The sequence below is a fragment of the Abyssogena phaseoliformis symbiont OG214 genome, assembly GCF_016592595.1.
Taxonomy (GTDB): domain Bacteria; phylum Pseudomonadota; class Gammaproteobacteria; order PS1; family Pseudothioglobaceae; genus Ruthia.
This window is the reverse complement of the sequence record NZ_AP012977.1, coordinates 170,905-189,361: the sequence shown is the minus strand read 5'-3', so window position 1 is coordinate 189,361 and position 18,457 is coordinate 170,905. Positions and strand designations below refer to the sequence as shown.

The window sequence follows — 18,457 nt, the reverse complement described above, 5'->3', positions numbered from 1 at the left end:
ATAATTTAGGTGTTATTTTCTCAGCGCTACGACCCACCACATAACCCCTAAGCCGATTTGTAATAATGTCCACGCTTGGAGTGCAAGTGGTGTACCGAGCCAGCTGAAGCTACCTGCCACCACTAATGCTAAAAATACCAACATTGTTATGATGGGTCGCCATGATTTTTGTAACCATGAGCCATCTTGGGCTTCAGCAACAATGATGTTTGATTGGGCTGAGAGTAGTTGCTTTTCATAATCCAGTAACTTGAGTCCCATTTTGCTTTCAATTTTTGCTAGCTCGTTTTTTAAAACTAATCGCTCTTCATCTGAAGTGTATAAGTCATCAACCAAATCAGTGACGGGCTTGATGGCACTTGTTAAAAATTTCCAGATCATGTCTATACCTCAAAAAAGCTGTAGCTGCCATCAGCGGCTTTAATTGTTGCAATTTCAAAATCAATAATACTAGTGTCAACTAATACACCGTAATTTTTATAGTCGTTTTCATCAGTGTATATCTCAAATAACGTTAAGCCTTTTTTAATTTTATTTGGTGAATTGTCAATGACTGCTTGTATGGTTGCACTCTCATCAGCTGAATAATCTTTAGCAATTGATTGAGGTAAGTCTATTTTTTCTAGCATTTTTATTTCTCCTTTGTTAAAAAAGTTTCAGGCTCAAAGCCCAATACAACTAACTCAATTTGATACACAATCAACCCTTTGATTGCGTATGGTCTTAATGTCGCCAATTTCTATTTTTGCGTTGTTTTTCCAGTCTTCAACTAATGGGTTTAACACTGCGTCTAGTGGCTGATACGCAAGTGCTTTATTAGCGCTTGCAGTTTTAATTGCTACAAAACACTTAAACACATAATCAAAATCACTAATACTGGCATTATTAACTTTGATATTGTCAAATATCAAGTATGTGCCACGTGTATTGATTGCATCTTGCAGCAAAGTAATTTTTGGCAACACTTGAGTGATGAGTTCTTGTGCTTTGTTAATTGCTATCATAAGTACGCGTTTATCCTTATTTTTACTTTTGTTGGCGTTAAATCAGTTATGCCTTCAGCATTCACTTTTGCCTTAGTGGTTTGAATGTGTTTAAGCGCAGCTTGATAGGCTTTAAAGACACTCTCAGTAATCCACTCGTGCATTGGTGGGATTGGGTGGCTGGTAAATCACCTAACCATGCGTAATCAATCGTGTGGTCTGCTGTGGTAATCTTTGTTGCAATATCTAAGTATTTACTCTCAGGCTTTTTCTTAAAGTTAGTAAACAGTTTATTAATGCCTTTTGTGAGTGCTCGTATGTTTGTTAAATTAAAATCAGCCATTATTCTTCTCCTTTGTTGTTGTTTAATCCGAGTTGTACCATGATGCTGTTGTCAACTGTGTCTTTAATATCGCCTTGTTCATCGGGTGTAAGATTGTTGTTGTCGGTTTTTGGTGTGGCTTCTGCCTCACCCTTTAAAAATGCAGTTAGTGAATTTTCATCCAGCGTTAAGGCAAACTCTTTTTTGGCGGGCAATAATTGCCCTAAGTTGATTGCTGTATCAATCTGTAGTGTGTTAAATTCGGCTTACAATTCTTCGCTTTTTTGTTGCAGCGCCGCTTTATCGTTTTATTGGTTTCTTTTAAAGCGTTGTTGTCTTGCTTGAGCTGCTTAAACTCTTGTTTTTCACTATCAGTCATTGTGTTCTCCTGTGGTTGACTTGTTGTTTGAGTCTCATTTAGAGCCTCGTTTAAAAGATTAGGTTTTGTAACCAACCCAACCCCATTCAAATTGAATACTTTTTTACTTTCGTAATCAATCAAAAATTCTGAGCTTAGGTATTTAAAAGCTTTGCGCTTGATTAAATCCCTCGCCCGCATCATTAAGTTCGAGTGTTGCATAAATACCGTCGTCCCTGAGTTCAAAATTACTAAACCAGCCTTGGGCTTCGCTGCGCCACTCGTGATTTTTGGTGAGTGGCAAATCTAGTGCATTTTTTTTAGGTCTTTTAAAAAAGCTTTGCCGTCAACGTTAAAATATCGTCCGTCAATACCCTTTATTTCTCCCACTGGTGTAATGCGTAATTTGTCTTTTAGCGCATCTAGTGAAACTGAGCATAACGCTTGAATTAATAATCTGTTCATTTGTTCCTTGGTTTTGTAAGTTAGTGCGAATTACTCTCTTTTGCTCTAAATGTCGCAATTCATATACCTCTATATGGATTAAACGTAATAATTTTGTATGGATAATTTGTACCGTCTTAATAAAAAACAAAGTGTATGACGCAGGTGGGCAAAATTTCACAAATCAAAAATAACGCGCAATCAACGGCGTGTGCTGATGTTTGTGGGCGTTTAACCCCTTTTTTGCCTGTCTTGCAAATAGCTAACTCATTTAAAAAACACTGGACACCTTTAAGGGCGGGTGAACAAGTCTTGGTGCTTGATGAAGCGTTTGTTATCCGCGGTATTTTTTGCCATGATTTATCAGAGCCAAGTGGCGCTAGTGCTGATATTGACATTACTGAGCATGAAGACGGTACGTGTATTGAATACAGCGTAGCGTCTAAAACAATGACGATTAACGCCGTAAACACTGTTAATGTTAATGTGACAATTATTAATGTATCTGGCTTGGGTGATGATGTGGTGGTGAATGGTATTAGCCTTGTTAATCACACACATCCGAAAAATTCAGGCAACCACTTCGGCGGCAATGCAAATACGAGTAAACCAAATTAATATGAGTACAACAATACAACCCTACAACTCAAAGATTTATCTTTTAAAGATATTGATTTTATTGGCGTGTCTGGCGTTCGTGAAACTAGCGTAAAGCAATATACATAGTATTGCCAACAACATATTACGCATTTTAATGACCCCGCCTTGGTGAGCGCGCTATGCGCCCTGATTTTAGCTCTAATTTGCACTTATTAAGCGACAGGGATTTTAACGGCGAGTGGCGCATATTCGCGACGCGTTGGATTTTTGAAGCGATTTCAAAATAGGAGAGCCAAGGGTTAAGTTTAAATATTGACGGCTTGACTGGGCGGCATAGTTTTTATATCGAGGTTGCAAATAGTTTGATATTAATAAATTGCCTGATTTTGATGTATTCGATATGCCTACTTTTGAGCAAGCATTGACCACTAATTTAGAACTTTTAAAAACACTAGACCTGACCTATATACCGATAGAGGGTGACGAGCGACTATTATTGCTTGAAGCTTTTAATTATCGTGAGGTTGATAAGTATCATAAGTTTGTCGCGCAGCTAAAAAGTTTGTTACTACTTTACGCCAAGAGTGATGCGCTAGATATTGTAGCTGTTGATTATGGTGTTAGCAGGCTTAGTGGTGAATCTGATGAAGCATTCAGACAGCGTGTTGCAGATAGTGTTTTTTGGCCATTCAACGGTGGGCTCTATTGAGGGCTATAAGTTTCATGCAAAGAGCGTAGATAGCTTGATTGATGGGGTGCATGCTTTTAGCCCGAAAATTGGATTTATTACGATCGTAATTACATCAAGTATCGGCGCTATTAGTAATGAATTATTGCTGCGTGTTGGTGAGACTGTAAGCAACAAAAAAGTACGCCAGCTGACTGATAATGTCAGCGTTGTTCGCGCGGTTAAAAACCAACGACTATTTTTTCATCTAAATTATTGAGCTCAATAATTTAGATGAAAAAATAGGTATTGAAGAAAATATTTTAAGCGGCTTTGCTACTCAACTCAAAATAGGGCAGAATTTAACGTACTCTGAAATCATCAATAAACTGCATATAAATGGTGTTTATAGAGTGCATTTAAAAAGCCAAGCTAAAGATGAGGATGTGCTTTGCTTGGATACTGAAATTATTAGCATCAGCAGTGTGCAATTAACTTTTAAGCGTGGAGGTTTAAATGCCTGATTTTCACATAATCTTACCGCCTGCTAGTGCTGGTATTGAAAAAGCATTAGACCAAGTTACTGACAAAATATTAAGCATTGATTTAACTGTGTTTGACATTAGCCCCAGAACTTGCGATAAAAAATTACTAAGGTTTTTAGCTCTGCAGCATAGCTTAAGCTTAAATGGTTTAGATGAATCTGAGCAAAGAGTATTGCTTGCTAATGCTAAACAAATACAGGGTACTGTTTATGCGGTAGAGACCGCACTACGTAGTGTCTTTAAAGATGCTCAAGTTAAAGAGTTTGATAAGCTTTTTATGTTTAGCTCCGTTGTGACCTTGGATAGTAATAAAGCGTATTCAGTGAACAAGTTTAATGCCTCCAAAGCACTTGCTAATTCAGTTAAGAACGCACGCAGCCGTTTTGGTGATTTTGAGGTACGTTTACCTGAAACAATTGCCAATATTAGTGTTCAGAGAGAAATGCAATGGATGCTTTAAATACTCAAGCAACTGATTATGGTTTTGCACAGCAATCTAAAAGCCAACGCAAAGAAATATCAGCTGATTGGCGCCACAAACGCATGACGCTGTAGATAGTGCATTACAAGTCTTTTTTGAAATGCAGATTGCAACTAGTTATTTTGATGCTGGGGGTGTTTTAACTTTTGTGCTTAATTTGCCTATTGCGCAAAACTTTAATCAATATCTTCATAAAATTACAATCATTGACACAGATAACAAGGTTGTTGTTAATTCTGACACCCCTAGGGTGGCTTTAGTTAAAGGTATTGGTGGTACGGTGACTATTAAAAAAGTAGCTATTGCTACAAGGCAGTACTGGCAAGGTTGTTTTTAAAGCTAGTGACTACGTTACCAATACTGAAATGAGCACCTTGTGGTTGCCAAAAATTGCAACTCAGTCTGCTCATTTAACTAATAAAAACAACCTGCACGGCGTAACAGCACAACAAGTGGGCCAGTAACACAAACACAATTAAACATTGCTTTAGCGAGTATTAATAATTTAGTCTGTGGCAATAATGGCAATAAATCAAGATTTTCGATGATTATTCCACCGGGCGACACTTATAGAGTGCCTGGATATGGCAAAGTATACGAGTTGAGGTAGCTTATGATTCACTGTATCAATACAAAAACAGCTGAGGTTTTTGGCTTTGAAACGCTAAAAAATTACAAAAAGTCGGGCAATAAATTAACCCTCCTTGATGATAATTTATCAACCGATTTGGCATTTTTGAAAGTTGAAAATGGCAATGTTTTTGTAAACGAAATTAAACGCAAAGAACAGTATAGGCAAAGAATAACATCCGCTACATCAAACCATCAAACCATCAAACCATCAAACCATCAAACCATCAAATAGAGCTAGCGCCATTTTCGCCGCGAAAATTAGCAGAATATACAACTAAAACCACTTTGTCTAAATTTGCACTCAAAAATGAGGCAACTGCTGTTAGAAAGTTACAAGCTGAAGCTGATGATAAGAATATCAGCGTAGAACAACTAACCAGCCTTATTTTATCAAAGCACTTTAATGTGTTTAGAGCTTCTCAGCAATTAAACATTGCTGAGAAAAAGGCACTTGCAGATATTAAAGCGGCGAATAGTAAAAATGAACTGGAAATAATAATAACTAACTTTGAAAAATGGAGCAAAAAAGATGAGTCACCTAACCTCAAAACGGTACAAATTATCCGCAGAATGGAAACCAATTTTAGAAAATGAGACAGGTACTATTCTGCCTATTATTCTTGGCGGTGTCATTATTTGTGTTGGTATTCTTGATGAGAGTAATGCGATACCACTGTCGCTAGAGGGTGTTTCATTTAATCAACCTGTCAGTCTATGGGTAAAGGACAGAAGCTCCAACTTCGGGCATACAGTTTTAGGAGTAATCAAGTGATCTATGTTGTTTCAAAAAACAAAATACCCCCACCCTTGTCTGTTGTCAACAGCCAGTCAAGAATTACAATAAATAGCAGCAATCCAGTCTTCATCATGCAAGGCGAGGTTGAAGTTTTGACACCATGCAAGCTTGAAATAAGTGGCACAATTGCGGGTACTTTTTACCACGTCTGTGGAATTGCAGTTTATGTTGACGACGTTGCAATCAACAAGGGCACGGGTAGGAATTTATGTCATATTGATTGTATGAATGTGTATTACAGCAATGGTAATAATGGTTGGTTAATGCACATGCCGTACAACACATCGTCTGTCGTTTTAAACGTTGGCATTCATACCATAAAAATTGGCGTGATTTGCAAGTGGAGTGGTACTAAAAGAACTACGCGCGTTAACGATCGTTCTAGTAATGACATGGCCAGTTCTAGCAATTTAATCGTAAGGGAGTTATAACAATGGATGATGTAGAAAGAGATTTAATTTTAAGTGAAGGTAAAAAAATAGGTGATTTCGAATTTAATGAACATAGGGCACATCAGTTTCTTAACATTATAAATACCATGATTAGCCTGGAAATTGAGAGCTTTCCTTGGAAAAAAGTGGCAGACGAAAATGGAGAAAGAGAGACGGTTAATCTTAGTATCGAATAAGCCAAAAAAATAGCGCTTGTTATAGTTAAAGAATTAAACAGGGGTAAGTTAGGCTCTAGTTTTACAACTGCTACAAAAAAACGCTGAGAAAAGGTTAGGCGCAATTAATAGTAGGCTTGGCAGTATTAAAACTCAGTTTTCTACCATGCGGAGGTGAGATGGTCGCAGCTGGTGGCGCGGCTTTTGCAATGGGTAAGTCGTACTCGTTGGCCACGGATGAACTGCAAGCACAAGGACAGCTTGCATCACTTGAAATATCTGAGCGAGGTATACAAGCAATCACTAAAGCTGGTAGTGGAATGGTGACTCAGTTTGGGCAAATAACAGCGCCGCAGTTTATCAAAGCGAGTTATGACATTAAGAGTGATATTGCTAGTTTGAGTGAGAGTGGCGTTAAAGACTTCACAAAAATGGCAGCAACTAACTACTGCAGTAGCAACTAAGGCATCGGTTGAGCAAATGACTAAGTTGTACGCTTTTAGGGTATGGTATTTTTCGCACAGATTTTGGTTCTGATATAGGTTTTGGCAAGTCTTTTAGTGGTTCCGTTGCTCAGTCTGTGCAATCGTTTAGAACGGATAGTTCTGATTTGTCACAAGGATTATCAAACATTGGTGCGTCGGCGAAAGCGATGGGGTATCATTGGCTGAAGAGTTGGCTATTACCGGCGTGAGCAAGTCTGCTTTTAGTTCTGCTAGTGAGTCAGCCACTGGATATAAAGCGTTTTTAAATGGTGTGGGCAAGGCACAGGAAAAACTCGGAATACAGTTCACAGACAGTAACGGTAAGATGTTGCCAATGGTTGACGTGTTGGATAATTTTAAGTCTGAGTTTAGTGATTTACAAAATGTAGAAGTTCAAGACAAAATTAAAGAAGCGTTCGGGTTTGATGACGCTAAAAAAATCATTATGGCATTGATTGATAAATCGGGTGATTTGGTTAAGGCTCAGAGTGATATTGAATATGCAATGGCAAACGGTATGGCAAAGTCTGATCAAATAGCAAAGGCGATGGACAGAGGTTACGGGTTTGCAAAAATTGGACATTCTGTAGAGTATCTAGGTTTACACCTTTGGCAAAATATTAGAGCCTGCTATTAATATGGTTACTGTTGGTTTTGGCGCTTTAGCAAAAGGAATAACTTGGGCAGATGAAAAACTACCTTGGTTAACAACAACTATCGTTAGTTTAGGTGTTGGTGTTTTAAAGGTTTCTATTGTTGCTATAAAGGCTGCGGAAGTTAGCTTGGTAACTTGTCACACTTAGTACATCTAAATCACTCTTAGGTTTAACCACTAAGTTAGGGATTCTAAACGTTAGTATGTTGGCTAGTAGCATTAAAACCAAAACAATTACTGCCGCACAAGCGCTGTGGTCAATTGGCGCTAAAGCTGCGACTACATCGCAGTGGCTGTTAAATACAGCACTTAATGCTAACCCAATTGGCGTAATAATTGCTGGTGTTGGAGCACTAACAGCAGGTGTTGTATATCTTTATAAAAACTTTGAACCCTTTACTAAGTTGATTGACGCGGTATGGGCTAAGATTAAAGGGGTTTTTAGTTTTATTGTAGATAGTGCTGGCATGGTTAGTGGTGTATTTTCGACTATTGGAAACTGGTTTGGTGATGATGGCGATAAAGAGCCAACTGCTACCACTGCTGCAACTAAAAAGACTTTAGCGGGTATAACCCGAGTAGTAAGCTAGATGTAGAGCGCGCTTTTGGAAAGGCACTGAACAATAGCAATACTTCTCTACTGGATGAGGACTTGTAATGCTGTGTTTGCTTAATGATTTTTTGTTTGAGTCTAATGGTGTTAATTTAGATAGCTTGAAACAATCTCACAGTTATAGATTTTGAACGCTTAGCGACGTTAAATCATTTCGACATTTGGCAAGCCGTGGGTCAATATGAGCAAGATATTACATTGAGTGGTGCGTTTGTTAAACAACCTAACTCAAGCCTTGAGAATTTAGAGGTGATTGCACGTGTTAAGGGTGTTGTAACTTTAGCGTTTGAAAATGGTAAAGCCTTTAAAAGTAGTTATTTAGAAAATAGAGACTGATAAGTCTTTATTTTTAAAGTATGGGGAGTTTTTAAAGCAAGACTTTTAAGTCTCTCTAGGTGTTGTTTATGGATAAGGTTACAGTTATTTATCAAGGCACTAGATTAGATACTCTGGTGCACGAACATTATGGTGACTTGTCTATGTATGATTTGGTGTTAGGTGCTAATCTTTTAATTGATGCTACGGCTTTAGATGTTGGTGATGTGGTTAATATGCCGCAAAGAAAAACCACCAGTGAAGAGGATGCGTTATGGTAACCCCAAACTTTAGAATTATAGTAAATAGCAAGGATGTGACTAACAATATTAGGCGTTATTTAATAAGTATTTCTGTTACTGACAATGAAAAAGACGAGGCTGATGAGTTGGTGATATCAGTGTCAAAGAAATTCAAGAGGCCTAGTTATAAAGATGAAATAAAGGTGTAGTCAGGTTATTTACTTTTGCTGGCTTGTTCTTTGTGTAAACAACTAATGTCAAAGACAATAAAGTGCTAACAATAAGTGCGGCAGGGGTTGATTTTAGTGGCGGTTTAAAAGAACGCTGAAATTTAAATTATGATGTGGGTACATTGTCGCAATTGGCTGATGTTATTGCACAGCAGCATGGTCTAAAAATAAGAGCTAATACTGATATTTTAACTGGCATTATTCAGCAATACAATAAGTCTGATACTGATTTGTTGAACCGTTTGGCGAAAGACAACAATCTAGTTTTTAACATAAAAAATAACTTGTTGTATTTAATGGATAAGTCTGCTGATATGCCCTACGTGTGTGTTGATATTGACCGTTGTATTGATAGTGATATTACTTACTCAAATAAAAAACTTTATAGGTCGTGTAAGGCTGTTTATCACAACACGAAAACAACTAAACAACTAAACAACTAAACAACTAAACAACTAAACAACTAAACAACTAAACAACTAAACAACTAAACAACTAAACAACTAAACAACTAAACAACTAAACAACTAAACAACTAAACAACTAAACAACACACTTTAATCGCAGGCAAGGGCTCACACCCGCGATTAGTGTTAAAAAACAATTTAGTAATGACACTGAGGCTTTGGCTTGTGCAGAAAATACGTTCCTCAAGGCTAATAAATCAACTGTAGTAAGTAGCTTAACAATGCGTGGACGTGTGGTCTTTGCTGGCAGTGAACTATCTTTAGATAATCATATTTATCAAATCATTAAGGTTGCCCATGTGCTGGACAAGGCTTGGAAAACCACACTAAGTTTTGAAAGCTTGAAAGGAGGCGGCTTTTAAGAAAAGAAGAGCGATGATTAGTAATGCGCCAACACTAACAAGCAACCTCACCCATACTACAACTATGAGTAAGCACGGCTCTCCACAGTTCGCGAACTGCAAGGGTTATTTTAAACGACTTTAAAAGGAACTCAAAAAATGAAACACAAACCAATAATCCCTTGGATGGGGGGAAGAAGACTAGCAAAAGAAATATTACCTTTAATACCAAAGCATACTTGTTATTGCGAGCCATTTGCAGGTGGCGCAGCGATATTGTTTTTAAAAGAGCCATCAAAAGCAGAGGGTTATAAATGATATAAATGGTGATTTAATTAATCTATATCGTGTCGTTAAACATCATTTAAACGAGTTTGTAACGCAGTTTAAATGGGTTTTAAGTTCTAGGCAGGTGTTTAAGTGGGAGAAAATGGCTAGTGTTGATACGTTGACTGATACCCAAAGAGCCGCACGGTTTTTTATCTTCAAAAGTTACGCTTTGGTGGCAAAGTAACTGGGCAAAGTTATGGTACATCAACTTTAGGTGCATCAAGGCTAAACTTACTACGTATTGAGGAAAGATTTAAGCCAAGCACATTTAAGGCTATCTAGTGTCAATATTGAGCACATGGCTTGGGATGACTGCGTCAAACGTTATGACCGCCCGCATTCATTCTTTCTTTCTTTTATCTTGACCGACCTTATTGGCTTACAGAAGGTTATACAGTTGATTTTGAATGGCTGCATTATGAAAAAATGGCAGAGCTTATGCAAAATTGTGAAGGCAAGTTCTTGCTTTCAATTAATGACCACAGTGATATTAAATCACTTTTTAAAGGTTTTACTATTAAGACTGTTGGAATTAAGTACACTGTAGGCAGCTCTAAATCAAGCACAAAGAAATCAAATGAACTGCTTATCATGAATTATTAACCCCAGTTCTTTCTAGCCTCACTGGGCTTTTGTGTGTAAAGTTCAGTGTTAAATTTCTCAAGGGAAAAGATTAAATCTATAAGTGCGTTCAAAATGAACCTTTAATCGCCCCAAGGGCCTATTGTTAAAACAAAAGCACTTAAATACCTAAAACAGCCTAGAGTTTACACTTAGAACACTTATTTACACTTACCTTGGTCTTCTTTGACTTTTTCATAGATATACAAAAATGTGTGTGGAATTAAATCTTCTCCTGCAAATATATCAGTTCTTATTTCTAATATTCTCATTTTCTCATTTTTTATTCCCCTTCTTTGCTTAATGTTAAATTTATAAATGACGATTTAAAAAGCCCTGTATTCTTATGTGATTTTTTATAAAAATAAATATCTGTTGTAATAGTATTTATTTTATTTATAATTTTTGCAGAAGTTATGCCATAAATAGTAGTGTTGAAACCATTAGAATTTTGCCAAAAAAAAATGTCCTTACTGCAATTATTCGTATCCGTGCAATAGCCATTTTGTACTAAAACTTCTTCCACTTTATCAATCATCTCGTATCCTTGTTTACTTAATCCAAGTCCAGCAAAACTAATTTCCACAATAGAAAGCAATAAGCTTTGGATTTGTACTGTTTTTTGATTTGTTCTAATGGTTGAGTTTCGTCTATTAGAATGATGTTTTTAAGTTTTTTTAGTATAGATATTTTATTTTAAATGTAGGTTACTAATAACAATTATTGTTCATTTTGTCAACAACTATTGTTTTCGTTTTATTTATTACAATAACTTTTTTTTAATTAGAGTTTGTAACATGGCACTTGGTAAAAGGATAAGAGACAGTCGTTCTTCTGAAAAAATCATTGATTTAGCCAAGGCTTTAAACACAACTGTTGAATGGCTAATGAGTGGAAAAAAGGAGGCAACCAAACAACTAAAAAACCAAGAACATCCAGAGAATAAAATAGTCATTAAGTTGTTCAACCAGTTATCAGACACTGATAAAAGAAAAATGATACAAACCATGGGAATACTTGCATTAAGTAATAAGTAGCTTCTTGGCTTGTGCTGTTTTGATGGTTGGACTAGGCTAATGCAAATTAGGCTTTTTATGGCCTTTGGTATGTTGTTTTACTAGGCTATTTTTAATAGATTGATTTTGATTATAAGACTTGTTGACAACAAACACAAACTCATTGCCACTCGCTAATATAGTGCTTTTATTCGCATTAGCCCTCCCTTCTTCATCTATCCATATCGCTCCACCGCTACTAACAACTGGCTTGAAGGAATAGGAGAAGGAATAGGGACAGGCTACTTTTATCATCATTTTTTACTCTACCTATCGCATTTAGTGTTGACAATAAACCATATTTTTTTGCTATTTTTGCTGCCCAGTTTTCCCCACCAAGTGGTGCTTGTCTATTGACGCTGTCTCTTATTTTATCTATTTCACTTTGAGATTGAGGTGTATTAACATAGGTCATCCAATCATCGAGTTGTGCATAAGGTTTGTGTAGTAATATTCTGTTATTAAAAACTCTTTCTGCCAATGAACCATACTGCCAATCTTGCGCTGTTTTGCTTAACGCCGCTCTTAATGCATTCGCCTCTATATAGCGTAACAATGTTAAGTAATAACCGTCCTTTTCAACTATAAAACTTGCCTTGCCAAACATGTCCTGAGGTTTTATTTTTCTTGTGATAATAGCGCACATGTGAGGTCATAACCTATTGTATAAATTTGCTCAAGCTATTTTCTTCTTGTGGCACAACTAATAAATGAAAATGATTAGGCAATAAGGCAATAAGGCAATAAGGCAATAAGGCAATAAGGCAATAAGGCAATAAGGCAATAAGGCAATAAGGCAATAAGGCAATAAGCATGTAATTCTATTTTTAGTCCTGTTTTTAACAAGGATAGAAAGAACTCATAATCATCCTCATCATCAAAAACTTGCATACGCATGTTACCTCTCTATTGATAATATGATAAATTCCGCCTTGGGCTTCTCCTCTTGGGAGGCGTAGCATTTTGATTTTTGATAATAAAAGATGGGGATTGTATCATAAAAAGTAGCCTGTTCCCATTACTCTCCCCATTACTTCTTCTTTACGAAGACATGAGCAATGTGTTTGTTTCGGTATATTTGTATCCCAAATCATCAGCAACAGTTTTGTAAGTAACCTTTCCTTGGCAAATATTCAATCCATTTAACAAATGTTTATCATTGCTTAGTGCTTTTTTCCAACCCTGATTGGCAATAGCAAGAGGCCCTGAAAGGATTGCATTATTAAGTACATAAGTAGAGGTAATTGGAACGGCACCTGGCATATTAGCAACACAATAGTGCACAACGCCATCTATAACATAGGTTGGGTCAACCGTACGTGGTCGCATGAGAGGTTTCAAAACAACCACCTTGGTCAATGGCAACATCAACCAAAACACTGCCTCGTTTCATAAAAGATAGCATGGTTTTATTAATGACCTTTGGCGCTTTCACCCCAGTAATTAAAACACCACCGATAATAAGATCAGCTCTAGTAATATACGCTTTTAATAAACTATCATTAGAATGCAAGACACGTGCCTTAGTGCCAAAATAATTACTAAGTTTTTCCACCGTATGGGCATTGGTATCAAGAATTGTTACATCTGCTTGTAAACCAACAGCCATTTGCGCTGCATTAAAGCCAACAATGCCTCCTCCAATAATCATCTTTTTATCCACCTATAAAAACAACAAGTTGTCGTAACTTAAACTGCATTTTTCCATAAAGAATACCAATTATTATGGATAGTTTTAATAAAAAAATGCTATTTTTAGCAGTTTTTATATAACAAATCCTTGCGTTTTTCTTGGGTTTTTTTGATGGATTGCTCTTTTCGCCAAGTATCAATATTAGCTTGATGCCCACTTAGTAATACTTCAGGCACTGCTTGATTGTCAATAACTTCAGGGTGTGTGTAGTGCGGATGGTCTAGTAAATTATTTGCAAAGGAGTCGTTTAATGAATCGGCATTACCAAGTACGTTTGGAATTTGCCGACCAATCGTATCAATAAGTACCATAGCTGCCAGCTCACCACCGCTAATAACGTAATCGCCAATGGAGATTTCCATATCAATATCGTGCTCAATAATTCGCTCGTCTACGCCTTCGTAGCGCCCACATAGTAGAGTAATTGAGTCAAGCGTAGATAATTCTTTAGCCAGTTTATGTTTGAGTGGTTGGCCTTGTGGTGATAGATAAATGACCTTAGTTTTTGGGTTTGATTGTTTGATTTTGTGAATGCAATCACGAATGGGCTTGACTTGCATCACCATACCAGCACCACCACCATAGGGTTTATCGTCAATATTTTTGTATTTATTGTTGCTAAACTCTCTGAGTTGCCAAGTGTGAATTGAGAGGTGTGATTTTTTGATGGCGCGCGCAATAACACCTTCATTCTCAATGGCATTAAACATATCAGGAAACAGAGTAATAACGTCAAAGCGCATGAACTAGGTGAGTATGTTTTTTAAAATGTGGTAATAGATATCGCTCAAATCTTCTAAATCCTGGATAGATACGCATTCATCAACTTGATGAATGGTGGCATTTAAAGGACCTAGTTCTACCACTTGAGCCTCTAAAATTGGCGCGATGAAACGTCCATCAGAAGTGCCGCCTGAGGTGGATAATTGGGTGTTAATATTTTTAACAGTTTTAATCGCATCAACACAGGCATTAACCAGTTCGCCCTTTGGAGTTAAAAATGAATAGCCAGAATGCTCCCAAGTGATTTGATATTCAAAATTGTGCTTATCTAAAATTACGCAAACTCGGCTTTTCAATTGCTCGTGAGTGTTTTGTGTGGAATAACGAAAGTTAAAAACAATATCGCCTTCACCCGGAATAACATTAGTCACCCCTGTGCCTGAGTGGATATTAGAGATTTGGAAACTGGTGGCTGGAAAATACTCATTACCCTCATCCCAAACCTCATTACACAAATCATTCAACGCTGGTATGACTAGGTGAATGGGATTATTTGCTAAATGTGGATAGGCAATGTGCCCTTGTTTGCCAATGACTTTTAAAGTACCATTTAAAGAGCCACGACGCCCATTTTTAATCACATCTCCTAACTCATTAGTAGCTGATGGCTCACCTACTAAGCAATAATCAACGGTTTGATTGATTTCTTTTAAATACTGCGCAACTTTAACAGTACCATCAATAGCAGGCCCTTCCTCGTCAGAGGTGATTAAATACCCAATTGAGCCTTTATGGTTAGGATAATCTTTAACAAATCTATCGGTTGCACTGAGCATGGCTGCCAAAGAGCCTTTCATGTCAGCTGTTCCACGACCATGCAACATACCCTCTTTAACTTGGGCAGAAAAAGGTGGCACATACCATTTTGACTCATCGCCCACAGGTACAACATCGGTGTGCCCTGCAAACACAAACACAGGAGATTGATGACCACGTACTGCCCAAAAATTATCAACCTCACCAAATTTTAAATCAGTGATTTCAAAATTAAGACGGCTCAAATGATTGGTCATAATAGACTGGCAACCCTTGTCTTGTGGGGTAATAGAGTCTATACTGACGAACTTTTTTGCTAATTCTAAGGTTTTACTCATGGGATTATTTTACTTCCAAGTGAATGGATGGATTGTCAGCCACATTAATGACTTTGCTAAGCACTTGTATATCGCCCACACCTCGCATGGCAGAGCCAGTTGCACTAATACGTACTACTGCAATCACCTGCTCGTGGGTTGACAGTTGATTACCTTGTATAACAGAATCTTGGTCGGTTAAAATCACCTGGCCTGTAAAATCTTTTAACTTGATTTTTTTAATCGCAATTGGCATCGGTCTGCCCTTGGTTGCTTTGACATAAATCATGATAAAATCTTCGCTAGATCTTGACTTTAGTACCTCGTTAGACACATCAACATGCACACTAATAGAATGCTCAAGCGTGTTCTTACCCCCTTCAACCGCTTTTAACTCAGATAGGATATTAACCAAAGCTACTCGGTCAATACTACTTTTTGGTAGGGCATTAAGTGCACGTTGCCAAAGCCCTTTGGCCAAAAAAAAGTCTCGTTGGCTCACGGCAAACATACCTGCCAAATACAAGGCGTCTGGTGCATTCGGCTCAATCTCTAGGGCTTGTTTGATTAGCTTAACAGATTTATCTGAAAATTGATTATCACTAGCACTAATCATCATAGAGGCATACTCAACTAACAATCTTGGGTCTTTGGGGTTGATTTGATAAGACTTCTCATAAGCCTCTATTGATAAATCTAATTTTCCCAACTCAAAATACGTAAGCCCGAGCATTTTCCAAGCTTCAGAATCATTTTCGTTAGTTTGTAAATACTGCACAATTTTGTTAGCACTTTGTTCTAAACTTAATGGCTTTTCTGCACTTTCAAGTGGCTGACTCATGTTACTTTTTGGTGTCAAATATTGATAAACACCAATGGACATGACAGGTAGTAATACCAATATTAATATCAAAACCCATGTCTTGTTATGGGCATTATTTTGAATGTTACTTACTTGTTGGAGTTCAATAGCCAGTGTTGTTGAAATCTCTTCTTTGGCTTGGTTGAATTGTTTTTCATCAATCAAATTCTGGTGTAAATCTTGCTCAAGTTCTAGTAATTTTTGTTTGCCTAAGGCAATATTAGATCTTTCAAGATTAATGTCATTAGATTTAAGAGGGCGATATAAAAACCAAATTATCCAAATAGAAGAAGCAATCACCATCAAAGCAAACCATAGATATAAACTCATCCTTTCACCCTTAATCGATATCTTCTGTCAAATGCAGCTAATAACGCGCCTAATGCAATCAATAACCCTCCTAGCCAAATCCAGCGTATGAGTGGCTTGTAATAAATTCTTAAACTCCATGAATCGTCCTCTAAAGACTCGCCCAGTGCAATATAAATATCACGATATAAAGATGGATCAATCGCCGCTTCGGTCATAGGCATACCTGTGACGTATTGGCGTTTTTCAGGTCTTAAATCTGCTATTTTTTCCTCCTTAAAATAAACCTCTACATGGCCTTTATTGCCTTGATAGTTTTGACCAGATAGGCGTGTCACGCCTTTAAAAATAAAGTCATAACCCGCTATGGCAATTGGTTTATCAATATCCATTTTTATATCTTTTTCAACGCCATACTGGGTTGTCACTGTAGCACCTAACAAGAATACAGCAATACCAATATGAGCAAAAATCATACCAATGAAAGCAAGACTTGTACTGCCTTTTTGGCTTAACCTTTGAAACAGAAGCACCAATGAGTGTGCAACTATCCAAATAAACAAAAAGACGGCCAATAAAACTGAGATATTATCAGCCAATAATACGCTAATAATAAACAACAAACCGACACCTACCCACACCCGCTTTAGTAAACCCGTTATCCTTTGTGTGGCATCTTTCTTCCAACGCAAAAAAGGAACAATCACCATGGCTAATACTGCTGGAATCATAATAGGCACAAACACTGCACCAAAATAAGGCGCGCCCACTGAGATTTTGCCTAGACCTAATGCATCTAACAATAGTGGATAGAGCGTGCCTAAAAAAACACTTAACATTGCTGCCACTAATAAGATATTGTTAACCAATAAACCACTTTCTCTTGATAAAAGAGAAAAGGTATTATTACTTTGCATGAGTGAAGCTCGCCAAGCATATAGTGCCAACGAGCCGCCAATCACAATCACTAGAAATATCAAAATAAACAAACCTCTAGCAGGGTCGGCAGCGAATGAGTGTACTGAAGTAAGAATGCCTGACCTGACTAGAAATGTGCCTAATAAACTTAACGAAAAACCAGAAATGGCTAATAGTACAGTCCAATGTTTAAATGCACCACACTTTTCACTCATGCTTAAAGAGTGCGCCAATGCTGTTGCCACTAGCCATGGCATAAATGAGGCATTTTCTACCGGATCCCAAAACCACCAACCACCCCAACCAAGCTCGTAATACGCCCACCAAGAACCAAGTGTGATGCCAAATGTTAAAAATGCCCATGCGATTAATGTCCAAGGACGTGACCACCGCAACCAAGTAGAATCTAACTGTCCACGGATGAGTGATGACAAAACAAAAGCAAAGGGAACTGCCATTCCTACATAACCCATATACAGCATGGGCGGGTGGATAATTAAGCCAAAATCTTGTAGCAAAGGATTAAGTTCTCGCCCTTGTGCTGGCACGATATCTAAACGTTCAAAAGGATTAGAAGTTAATAGCAAAAACAATAAAAACCCAATACTGATTAAACCAAGAATAATGAGAATATGGTTTAATACTTCAGCAGGTAAACGTCTAGAGAATACAGACACTGCCACACTCCAAGCGGCTAAAATAAAGGCCCATAGCAATAAAGAACCTTCGTGTGCGCCCCAAACAGCTGACATCTTAAAAATACTGGGCAGATTTGTATTTGAATTATTTGCCACATATTTAACAGAAAAATCATCAATCACAAAAGCATTCATAAGAATAGCAAAGGAGATTAAAATCCAAAAGAATTGCATCCATAACAGGGGCCTAGATAAGCCAGAGAGTATGGCATCGTGTTTAACCATACCTATGGTCGGTAAAACAACTTGTAACAACGCAAATACCAAGGCAAGCACTAATGCAAAATGCCCAATTTCAATTAACATAGATGGCTTAGGTTAAAATAAACCC

The 18,457-nt window shown here is 37.4% G+C and carries 37 protein-coding genes and 1 pseudogene; 21 read left to right on the top strand and 17 right to left on the bottom strand.

All coding sequences use genetic code 11. The annotated features are described in order from the left end of the window. Positions 1-12 precede the first annotated feature (12 nt). The 8 genes from CVPH_RS01200 to CVPH_RS01170 form a co-directional block, all read right to left on the bottom strand. Positions 13-381, bottom strand: a complete 369-nt coding sequence (locus CVPH_RS01200; RefSeq protein ID WP_342590448.1) for a 3TM-type holin — start codon at positions 379-381, stop codon at positions 13-15. A gap of 2 nt (positions 382-383) precedes the next feature. Continuing rightward, on the bottom strand, positions 384-629 hold the full coding sequence (locus CVPH_RS01195; RefSeq protein ID WP_201341727.1) for a hypothetical protein: 246 nt from the start codon (positions 627-629) through the stop codon (positions 384-386). A gap of 54 nt (positions 630-683) precedes the next feature. Further along, positions 684-1,004 (bottom strand): hypothetical protein, encoded by a 321-nt coding sequence (locus CVPH_RS01190; RefSeq protein ID WP_201341726.1) that lies wholly within the window; start codon positions 1,002-1,004, stop codon positions 684-686. Positions 1,005-1,065: 61 nt separating this feature from the next. Then, a complete protein-coding gene (locus tag CVPH_RS01185) occupies positions 1,066-1,326 on the bottom strand; it encodes a Mu-like prophage major head subunit gpT family protein (protein WP_201341725.1) in 261 nt (86 codons plus the stop codon). Continuing rightward, the gene (locus CVPH_RS01180) at positions 1,326-1,520 is read right to left on the bottom strand and encodes a hypothetical protein (protein ID WP_201341724.1); all 195 of its coding nucleotides are present in this window, start codon (positions 1,518-1,520) and stop codon (positions 1,326-1,328) included. The genes CVPH_RS01185 and CVPH_RS01180 overlap by 1 nt, the downstream gene beginning before the upstream one ends. A gap of 8 nt (positions 1,521-1,528) precedes the next feature. Then, the gene (locus CVPH_RS11380; RefSeq protein WP_225879843.1) at positions 1,529-1,864 is read right to left on the bottom strand and encodes a phage protease; all 336 of its coding nucleotides are present in this window, start codon (positions 1,862-1,864) and stop codon (positions 1,529-1,531) included. Then, entirely contained in the window at positions 1,827-1,967 is a 141-nt protein-coding gene (locus tag CVPH_RS09915; protein WP_225879862.1) for a hypothetical protein, read from the bottom strand. Before CVPH_RS09915 ends, CVPH_RS11380 begins: the two co-directional genes overlap by 38 nt. 2 nt (positions 1,968-1,969) lie before the next feature. Then, a complete protein-coding gene (locus CVPH_RS01170; RefSeq protein WP_201341722.1) occupies positions 1,970-2,128 on the bottom strand; it encodes a hypothetical protein in 159 nt (52 codons plus the stop codon). Between the two features lie 135 nt (positions 2,129-2,263). Here CVPH_RS01170 and CVPH_RS01165 point away from each other — a divergent pair, with 135 nt between their 5' ends. The 20 genes and pseudogenes from CVPH_RS01165 (at position 2,264) to CVPH_RS01075 (ending at position 10,717) form a co-directional block, all read left to right on the top strand. Then, positions 2,264-2,725, top strand: coding sequence for a hypothetical protein (locus tag CVPH_RS01165; RefSeq protein ID WP_225879745.1), 462 nt, complete (start codon positions 2,264-2,266; stop codon positions 2,723-2,725). Between the two features lie 358 nt (positions 2,726-3,083). Further along, positions 3,084-3,416: a baseplate J/gp47 family protein gene (locus CVPH_RS01160; protein ID WP_201341720.1), complete on the top strand. Its 333-nt coding sequence runs from the start codon at positions 3,084-3,086 to the stop codon at positions 3,414-3,416. Continuing rightward, positions 3,403-3,654, top strand: a complete 252-nt coding sequence (locus CVPH_RS01155; RefSeq protein WP_201341719.1) for a baseplate J/gp47 family protein — start codon at positions 3,403-3,405, stop codon at positions 3,652-3,654. Before CVPH_RS01160 ends, CVPH_RS01155 begins: the two co-directional genes overlap by 14 nt. Before the next feature lie 236 nt (positions 3,655-3,890). Next, positions 3,891-4,379, top strand: a complete 489-nt coding sequence (locus CVPH_RS01150; protein WP_201341718.1) for a phage tail protein — start codon at positions 3,891-3,893, stop codon at positions 4,377-4,379. 67 nt (positions 4,380-4,446) lie between these two features. Then, positions 4,447-4,737 carry a hypothetical protein gene (locus tag CVPH_RS01145; RefSeq protein WP_201341717.1) on the top strand — a complete coding sequence of 97 codons (291 nt, stop codon included), beginning with the start codon at positions 4,447-4,449 and terminating at the stop codon, positions 4,735-4,737. Further along, positions 4,703-4,864, top strand: coding sequence for a hypothetical protein (locus CVPH_RS09910; RefSeq protein WP_225879744.1), 162 nt, complete (start codon positions 4,703-4,705; stop codon positions 4,862-4,864). Before CVPH_RS01145 ends, CVPH_RS09910 begins: the two co-directional genes overlap by 35 nt. Positions 4,865-5,013: 149 nt before the next feature. After that, entirely contained in the window at positions 5,014-5,265 is a 252-nt protein-coding gene (locus CVPH_RS01140) for a hypothetical protein (protein ID WP_201341716.1), read from the top strand. Positions 5,266-5,318: 53 nt separating this feature from the next. After that, positions 5,319-5,627, top strand: a complete 309-nt coding sequence (locus CVPH_RS01135) for a hypothetical protein (RefSeq protein WP_201341715.1) — start codon at positions 5,319-5,321, stop codon at positions 5,625-5,627. A 174-nt stretch (positions 5,628-5,801) separates the two neighbouring features. Then, entirely contained in the window at positions 5,802-6,260 is a 459-nt protein-coding gene (locus CVPH_RS01130; protein ID WP_201341714.1) for a hypothetical protein, read from the top strand. Between the two features lie 2 nt (positions 6,261-6,262). After that, positions 6,263-6,457, top strand: a complete 195-nt coding sequence (locus CVPH_RS01125; protein WP_201341713.1) for a hypothetical protein — start codon at positions 6,263-6,265, stop codon at positions 6,455-6,457. 158 nt (positions 6,458-6,615) lie between these two features. Further along, positions 6,616-6,900 carry a hypothetical protein gene (locus CVPH_RS01120; protein WP_201341712.1) on the top strand — a complete coding sequence of 95 codons (285 nt, stop codon included), beginning with the start codon at positions 6,616-6,618 and terminating at the stop codon, positions 6,898-6,900. Positions 6,901-7,057: 157 nt separating this feature from the next. After that, a complete protein-coding gene (locus tag CVPH_RS01115) occupies positions 7,058-7,558 on the top strand; it encodes a phage tail tape measure protein (RefSeq protein WP_342590480.1) in 501 nt (166 codons plus the stop codon). 1 nt (position 7,559) lies between these two features. After that, on the top strand, positions 7,560-7,724 hold the full coding sequence (locus tag CVPH_RS01110; RefSeq protein ID WP_201341710.1) for a hypothetical protein: 165 nt from the start codon (positions 7,560-7,562) through the stop codon (positions 7,722-7,724). Positions 7,725-7,779: 55 nt separating this feature from the next. Continuing rightward, positions 7,780-8,166: a hypothetical protein gene (locus CVPH_RS01105; RefSeq protein ID WP_201341709.1), complete on the top strand. Its 387-nt coding sequence runs from the start codon at positions 7,780-7,782 to the stop codon at positions 8,164-8,166. Positions 8,167-8,360: 194 nt separating this feature from the next. Continuing rightward, positions 8,361-8,525 (top strand): hypothetical protein, encoded by a 165-nt coding sequence (locus tag CVPH_RS01100; protein WP_201341708.1) that lies wholly within the window; start codon positions 8,361-8,363, stop codon positions 8,523-8,525. A gap of 68 nt (positions 8,526-8,593) precedes the next feature. Beyond that, positions 8,594-8,785, top strand: a complete 192-nt coding sequence (locus CVPH_RS01095) for a hypothetical protein (RefSeq protein ID WP_201341707.1) — start codon at positions 8,594-8,596, stop codon at positions 8,783-8,785. Next, a complete protein-coding gene (locus CVPH_RS01090) occupies positions 8,779-8,955 on the top strand; it encodes a hypothetical protein (protein WP_201341706.1) in 177 nt (58 codons plus the stop codon). Before CVPH_RS01095 ends, CVPH_RS01090 begins: the two co-directional genes overlap by 7 nt. A 134-nt stretch (positions 8,956-9,089) precedes the next feature. Beyond that, complete coding sequence (locus tag CVPH_RS01085; protein WP_201341705.1) at positions 9,090-9,419, top strand: phage late control D family tail protein; 330 nt, start codon at positions 9,090-9,092, stop codon at positions 9,417-9,419. Positions 9,420-9,664: 245 nt separating this feature from the next. After that, complete coding sequence (locus tag CVPH_RS01080) at positions 9,665-9,805, top strand: hypothetical protein (protein ID WP_201341704.1); 141 nt, start codon at positions 9,665-9,667, stop codon at positions 9,803-9,805. A 138-nt stretch (positions 9,806-9,943) separates the two neighbouring features. After that, positions 9,944-10,717, top strand: a pseudogene (locus tag CVPH_RS01075) (DNA adenine methylase). A gap of 301 nt (positions 10,718-11,018) precedes the next feature. Here the strand turns inward: CVPH_RS01075 and CVPH_RS01070 are convergent. Further along, the gene (locus CVPH_RS01070) at positions 11,019-11,321 is read right to left on the bottom strand and encodes a hypothetical protein (protein ID WP_201341703.1); all 303 of its coding nucleotides are present in this window, start codon (positions 11,319-11,321) and stop codon (positions 11,019-11,021) included. Between the two features lie 211 nt (positions 11,322-11,532). Here CVPH_RS01070 and CVPH_RS01065 point away from each other — a divergent pair, with 211 nt between their 5' ends. Next, the gene (locus CVPH_RS01065; protein WP_201341702.1) at positions 11,533-11,772 is read left to right on the top strand and encodes a hypothetical protein; all 240 of its coding nucleotides are present in this window, start codon (positions 11,533-11,535) and stop codon (positions 11,770-11,772) included. 217 nt (positions 11,773-11,989) lie between these two features. On the opposite strand, the gene CVPH_RS01060 is transcribed toward CVPH_RS01065, so the two are convergent. From CVPH_RS01060 to CVPH_RS01030, 8 genes are all read right to left on the bottom strand, one after another. Then, positions 11,990-12,436 carry a hypothetical protein gene (locus CVPH_RS01060; protein ID WP_201341701.1) on the bottom strand — a complete coding sequence of 149 codons (447 nt, stop codon included), beginning with the start codon at positions 12,434-12,436 and terminating at the stop codon, positions 11,990-11,992. A gap of 74 nt (positions 12,437-12,510) precedes the next feature. After that, a complete protein-coding gene (locus CVPH_RS01055; RefSeq protein ID WP_201341700.1) occupies positions 12,511-12,687 on the bottom strand; it encodes a hypothetical protein in 177 nt (58 codons plus the stop codon). 144 nt (positions 12,688-12,831) lie between these two features. After that, positions 12,832-13,119, bottom strand: a complete 288-nt coding sequence (locus CVPH_RS10605; RefSeq protein ID WP_281064651.1) for a Rossmann-fold NAD(P)-binding domain-containing protein — start codon at positions 13,117-13,119, stop codon at positions 12,832-12,834. Then, positions 13,100-13,441: an NAD-binding protein gene (locus CVPH_RS10600; RefSeq protein ID WP_281064650.1), complete on the bottom strand. Its 342-nt coding sequence runs from the start codon at positions 13,439-13,441 to the stop codon at positions 13,100-13,102. Before CVPH_RS10600 ends, CVPH_RS10605 begins: the two co-directional genes overlap by 20 nt. Before the next feature lie 104 nt (positions 13,442-13,545). Next, positions 13,546-14,226, bottom strand: coding sequence for a tRNA (guanosine(37)-N1)-methyltransferase TrmD (trmD, locus tag CVPH_RS01045; RefSeq protein WP_201341699.1), 681 nt, complete (start codon positions 14,224-14,226; stop codon positions 13,546-13,548). Positions 14,227-14,229: 3 nt separating this feature from the next. Further along, positions 14,230-15,360: a succinyl-diaminopimelate desuccinylase gene (gene dapE, locus CVPH_RS01040; protein WP_201341698.1), complete on the bottom strand. Its 1,131-nt coding sequence runs from the start codon at positions 15,358-15,360 to the stop codon at positions 14,230-14,232. A gap of 4 nt (positions 15,361-15,364) precedes the next feature. Next, complete coding sequence (gene ccmI / locus CVPH_RS01035) at positions 15,365-16,531, bottom strand: c-type cytochrome biogenesis protein CcmI (protein WP_201341697.1); 1,167 nt, start codon at positions 16,529-16,531, stop codon at positions 15,365-15,367. Continuing rightward, a complete protein-coding gene (locus CVPH_RS01030; protein WP_201341696.1) occupies positions 16,528-18,432 on the bottom strand; it encodes a heme lyase CcmF/NrfE family subunit in 1,905 nt (634 codons plus the stop codon). Before CVPH_RS01030 ends, ccmI begins: the two co-directional genes overlap by 4 nt. Positions 18,433-18,457 lie beyond the last annotated feature (25 nt).